The organism is Mycobacterium sp. E2462 (assembly GCF_001672685.1).
Classification (GTDB): domain Bacteria; phylum Actinomycetota; class Actinomycetes; order Mycobacteriales; family Mycobacteriaceae; genus Mycobacterium.
On sequence record NZ_LZKC01000452.1, the window covers coordinates 1 to 3,951 of the forward strand.

At 67.7% G+C, this 3,951-nt stretch carries 4 protein-coding genes; 1 reads left to right on the forward strand and 3 read right to left on the reverse strand.

The features are described 5' to 3' along the window. Positions 1 to 12: 12 nt before the first annotated feature. The 3 genes from A5714_RS23330 to A5714_RS23340 form a co-directional block, all read right to left on the reverse strand. Complete coding sequence (locus A5714_RS23330; protein ID WP_156747467.1) at positions 13 to 828, reverse strand: SDR family NAD(P)-dependent oxidoreductase; 816 nt, start codon at positions 826 to 828, stop codon at positions 13 to 15. Between the two features lie 23 nt (positions 829 to 851). Then, entirely contained in the window at positions 852 to 1,700 is an 849-nt protein-coding gene (locus A5714_RS23335; RefSeq protein ID WP_068289380.1) for a mycofactocin-coupled SDR family oxidoreductase, read from the reverse strand. A gap of 202 nt (positions 1,701 to 1,902) precedes the next feature. After that, a complete protein-coding gene (locus A5714_RS23340) occupies positions 1,903 to 2,553 on the reverse strand; it encodes a TetR/AcrR family transcriptional regulator (protein ID WP_068071134.1) in 651 nt (216 codons plus the stop codon). 240 nt (positions 2,554 to 2,793) lie between these two features. Here A5714_RS23340 and A5714_RS23345 point away from each other — a divergent pair. Continuing rightward, on the forward strand, positions 2,794 to 3,951 hold a 1,158-nt coding region (locus tag A5714_RS23345; protein ID WP_068289383.1), incomplete at its 3' end, for an acyl-CoA dehydrogenase family protein.

The window sequence follows — 3,951 nt, forward strand, 5'->3', positions numbered from 1 at the left end:
ACCGGATCCCGGCTAGTGCTGCCAGCCCTCGGCGGCCTGCTCCTCGAAGGCGCGGTCGATGCGCTCGAACCGGTGGCGGATCGACGCGCGGGCGGCCGCGTGCGGCAGGACGTACAAGCGGTTGGCCAGGATCGCCTCGGCCGTCAGGCGGGCGACGTCGGCGGCGGTGACGGCCGCGTCCTGCGTTGGCAACTCCCCGGCCGCGGCCGGGGCGTCGTCGGCGGCGCGGATCCGCCCGGAGTTCGACAGCAGCGGGGTGTCGACCACCATCGGGCACAGCACCGATACCCCGATGCCCTCGGCCTTGACCTCACGCGCCAACGTCTCCGCCAGCCCGACCACGCCGTACTTCGCCACGCCGTAGGTGCCCATCCCGGCGTTGGGCACCAGGCCGGCGAACGACGCGGTGAACGCGATGTGCCCGCCCGTGCCCTGCGCGAGCAACCGCGGCAGGAAGGCCTCGACGGCGTGGATCGAACCCCACAGGTCGATGTCGATGATGCAGCGCCAGTCGTCGTGCGTCATCTGCGCGATGGGGCCGCCGACGAAGATGCCGGCGTTGCTGAACACGACGTCGACGCGGCCGAGCAACCGGAAGGCTTCGTCGGCCAGTCCCAGCATCTCGTCGAGATCCCGGACGTCACACCCGACGCCGTGCGCGTCGAATCCCGCTGCGCGCAGCCCATTCACCGCCCGTTCGAGCGCGGGCCGATCGACGTCGGAAAGCACCAGCCGCGCGCCGCGGCGGCCGAACTCGGCGGCAGTGGCCAGGCCGATGCCGCTGGCGCCGCCGGTGATCACCGCGCCGCGCCCCTCGAAATCAGACAGGAATCCCTCCACGAGGCGGGACTCTATTTCAGGCAGCCACCCGCGTCGATCGGCAGGGTGACGCCCGTGACGTATCGCGATTCGTCGGACGCGAAGAACAAGACGCCGTTGCTGACGTCCACCGGCTCGACCCAGGGGATCGGCAGCGTGTGGAACAGCTGGCAGATCGGCGCCATGTCGTCGGGACCCGGATTCTCCAGGTCCGGCCGGAACATCTTGAAGGTGCCGTCGTTGTGCAGCATCGGTGTCTTGACGTGCGTGGGGTGCACCGTGTTGACGCGAATCATGTGCTGCCCCAACTCAACCGCGAACGCCCGCATCAAGCCCACCACGCCGTGCTTGGCGGCGACGTAGTGGCCGGTGTGCGGGTAGGCCTTGAGGCCGCCGACCGAACTGGTCAAGATGATCGAACCGCCGCGGCCACCGGCCAGCAGATGCGGCACACCGGCTTTCACGGTCTTCCAGACGCCGGCCAGGTTGATGTCGATCATCTCGGTCCAGTCTTCTTCGCTGGTCTTGTCCAAAGTCTCACCGCCGTTACCGATTCCGGCGTTCGCCACGATGATGTCGAGCCGGCCGAGCTGCTCCACGCCGGTGTCCACGGCCGCCTTGAGGGCGTCGTAGTCGCGCACGTCCACCTCGGCGGTGAAGATCCTACGGTTGTGTCCCTTGACCAGATCGGCGGTCTCGGCGAGGTCTTCCGGCGTCGAGGCCGGGATGGCGGTATCCACCACGCCGTCGCGGATCGGCTTACAAATGTCCACGGCGATGATGTCGGCGCCTTCCTGGGCCAACCGCACCGCGTGGCTGCGGCCCTGACCACGTGCCGCCCCGGTGACGAAGGCGACCTTGCCCTCAACACGTCCAGTCATGGGCTACCTCAACTCCCGAGTAGTTCGATTGGCCTGACGGGCGCGGAACATCCTTTCGACTCCGCCGCTTGAACTCTGTCACCACCGGTCACCGAGTGTCAATGGCAGATTCGTTTTGGCTAATCTGAACTCTTCTTGGAAGAGAATTGCATTCTCATTTCGTCGCGCGATACCCGCAGACCGGGCGGCACGGCGGGAGGGGTTACGCGACGAAGCCGCGCGAGCAGAAGTCCCACACCTCTTCGGCGGTGATCGGGTGCACCGTCGCGTCGTCGGAACCGCCGCTGGATTGCGCGATGAACATCACCGTCTGCATCGTCATGGCGGCGATGCGCTTCGGGTTGATCGTGGAGCGCAGCGCGCCGGCCTCGCTGGCGGCCTCCATCAGCTCGGTGAGCAGGGCCAGCAGGGGTGCGTGGGCGACCTTGACCTCGGCCGGGTGGGTCACCAGCAGCCGGGGGGCGAAGTCGGTGAACAGTGGCCGCTTGGCCGTCGGGTCCGGGCGGGACGCCTCGTAGAGCAACTCGACCGCCACCTGCAACCGCTCCAGCGGGTCGGTGTGGCTTTCCGTCGCGGCGCGGATCTGGTCGGCCGAGCGGCTCAGCGCGTCTTCGAACAGGGCGAGCAGCAACTCGTGCTTGCCGTCGAACTGCAGGTAGAAGCTCCGCAGCGACTGGCGGGACCGGTCCACGACCTCCTGCACGGTAAAGTCCGTGCTGCCCTTTTCGATGATGATCGCCTGCGCGGCATCGAGGAAGCGCTGAACCCGTTGCGCCGCACGCAGTTTCGCCGTTTTGATGGAGCGCTCGACGGCGCGCTGCTTCCAGGCCGGCTCTTCGCTGGGAGTGGTCACGGCCGACTCGGATGATTGCCGCGCGGGGAGAACATGGTTGGACTCTACCGGAGAACGCCGTGACATCGCTGCGCTCGACCCCCTCACGGATCACGTGTTGGAGATTGTAACTTGCTTCGCATGAGAATACTATTCTCTTAGACGCGTGTTTGGGAAGCGTTATCGCAAGAGCGAACCGTTCCGCCGGCGCAGCCGCCGCGGGCCGACACGGTGGCGCCCGACGGTATTGAGGGAAGAGACGTGCAACTGACCTTCGACGCCGACGTCGAGGCCTTCCGGGCGGAGTTCGTCGCGTTCCTCGACGCCCACCTGCCGTCCGACGCACAGGCGAGCGAACGGCCGCGGTCCAGCTCGGACGTGCCGGAGTGGGCGCGCCGCTGGCAGCGGCTCCTCTTCGACAACGGCTGGTTGCTGCCGGGCAACTCGCCCGAATTCGGCGGCCGCAACGCCACATTGCTGCAGCAATACGTCTACCTGGAGGAGCTGGGGCGCCGGCGGATCTACCAGAGCTTCAACCCGCAGGGGGTCGGGATCATCGCGGCGTCGCTGTTGACGTTCGGCACGCCGGAGCAGCAGCGACGGTGGGCGGTGCCGATCCTGCGGGCCGAGATGACCGCGTCGCTGGGGATGAGCGAGCCGGGCGCCGGATCGGATCTGGCGTCGCTGAAAACGCGCGCGGTGCTGTCCTCCGATGCGCAAGGCGACCACTTCGTCGTCAACGGGCAGAAGGTGTGGACGTCGGGCGCCCACGACGCCGACGTGTTGCTGACGTTCGTTCGCACCGATCCCAACGCTGCCAAGCACAAGGGCATCAGCGTGCTGCTGATCCCGACCGACACGCCGGGCGTGGTGCGGCGCCCGTTCGCGTCGCTGTGTGACGTCGACGAGGTCGACTTCAACGAGGTCTTCTTCACCGACGCCCGGGTACCCGCCGAGAACTTGGTGGGCGGCCTCAACGAGGGGTGGAAGGTGGCCACCGGTTCCCTCGGTCACGAGCGCGTCATGCTCTGGATGGGCTACGTCGACCTGCTGCACGAGCTCAGCGTCGACTTCCGTCCCGGCGGGGCCCTCGAACGCGACCGCTACGCCACGTTGGTGATGGACGCCTACGCGCTGCGGTTGCTGGGATCGGCGGCGCTGTCGAAAGCCGCTCGCGGCGAAGAGGATGTGCCCGCCCAATCGGTGCTCAAGCTGCTCGGTTCCGAGGCGCTGCAACGGGCGTCCGAGGACGCCTTGAGCGCCGCGGGCGCCGACGGCTTGGTGGGTCGCGCGATGACCGCCCCCTTCGCCGCGCTGAATCTGGACAGCCATTACCGCAGTTGGTTCGACCGCTACGCGCGCAGCTTCGCCGCGACCATCGCCGGCGGCACCTCGGAGATCCAGCGCAACATCATCGCC

Coding starts and splice junctions, on each gene's coding strand:
- A5714_RS23335 (WP_068289380.1), bottom strand. CDS start 1,700: ATGACTGGACGTGTTGAGGGCAAGGTCGCCTTCGTCACCGGGGCGGCA.